The organism is Moorena sp. SIO1F2, from assembly GCF_010672755.1.
Classification (GTDB): Bacteria; Cyanobacteriota; Cyanobacteriia; order Cyanobacteriales; family Coleofasciculaceae; genus Moorena.
In genome coordinates this window covers 1-1,541 of record NZ_JAAHFV010000648.1, presented here as the reverse complement: position 1 = coordinate 1,541, position 1,541 = coordinate 1, and the positions used below count along the sequence as shown (strand labels likewise).

The following is a 1,541-nucleotide window of genomic DNA, read 5'->3' as shown; positions in this document are numbered from 1 at the left end:
GTAGTTCTGCTAGTTGCTCGAATCCTGACTGACGGACACTTTTTTTTGTACATTTAGCAGTACATTTAGGCGTAAGCTGCGTAGCAGCTTATAAACAGATGTTCAATACGAAAACCCAAGCCATATTCTCAAAAGGTCTTCAAGGTGGGAGGTTCATCTGTGATAATTGCCCAATTATCCTTCGCGGCAGGTACTGCCGCTCCTTGCGAGATGAGCCTTAAGTTGAGCATCTTCCCATAAACCAACATTTTTGTAGAAAACCGCTTCTCGTTTGGGGGGATATAACTCACGAATGCTATATCCACGCGCCTCGACGCTGGACACCGTGAATCAGAGTATCGGACGGTAGACGGATCGAAAGCGTGCCAATGGGTTAATTGTAACCATTTCACGCTTATCGTGATTGGCAAATCCCCTATCCGCCAACAACATCACGTCTGGGCAATTTGCCAGATATTGATACCCTTGTTCGAGTAAGGGGGCATATTTCTCCGAGGGGACACTGGCACTTTTGTGTTCTAACCCTAACCACAGCAGTGGTAATGCTCAACCTCACAAAATCACCGATAGGTAGACAAAGCAGTATTTATTCCACAACTGGGTACTATCTCTGGCTTTGTATAATCTTCCCTGCTTGCACTGTGATATTGCCTTGAGAACTAGCGGTACATAGATTTCTTTGATCTTGACCCGATGATTCCCTAAAAACCGACGCCATCGTTTTTGATTGCTGTCTTGTTGGATCCCTCGACTTTGGACATAGCTACCCCATTCCCCCTGATTCACCTTTTGGCTCCCTAGTAACGCCGCCACCATCCATGCCAACCACTATATGTCTGATATCAACAAAGAAGCTACCTGCGCTTAGGTAGCTATACACTTGTGAGTAGATTTTTTTCTGGGTCATAATTGGGATTTTTCTTGACTACCCCATTTACCCTGATTTTTCGGTTTTGTCCAACCCCTTCCCTACTTACTTTTCAACCACTTGTGTCCGTCAGCAAGGCTCGAATCTCCTGATTGGGAAAGCTTATGTACCCAAAACGGCTGTTTAGAGAACTCCTGTTTTCAAAATGGATACGGTTTAAAACAAAGTATTCGATACGTAAAAATAAGGAATCAACTATATATGATCGGCTTTTACAGAAAACTATTAGCATCTCAAATGACTACACTTTGTAACTTTGCTATATCAAATCTTAGAAATGGTGATCAGACTAAATTTACAAGAGAAGAAATTAGAAAAATAAGATTCTCATTTTCACAATTTTGTGAAGACTTATTTGTATATAACCATCTTAGATATCAAGATTCAAGAAAGTTTTTTTATGTTGATGTTGGTGCTTATGACCCTATTCAATATTCAAATACACTTCTATTGTAGAATAATGGTTTTCGAGGCATTAATATAGACGTCGATCAATATAAAATTGATGCTTTTAATCTAGCACGCCCTGAAGATTATAACCTTTGCTCAGCGGTTTCAGACACTAGAAATGAAATCAGATTTCTGAAATATAAAGATGAAGCGACTAATCGAA

Annotated in this window: 1 protein-coding gene; it reads right to left on the bottom strand. The window is 40.4% G+C overall.

Translation table 11 applies throughout. The features are described from left to right. Positions 1 to 552 precede the first annotated feature (552 nt). The gene (locus tag F6J94_RS33730; RefSeq protein WP_293048282.1) at positions 553 to 816 is read right to left on the bottom strand and encodes a hypothetical protein; all 264 of its coding nucleotides are present in this window, start codon (positions 814 to 816) and stop codon (positions 553 to 555) included. Positions 817 to 1,541 lie beyond the last annotated feature (725 nt).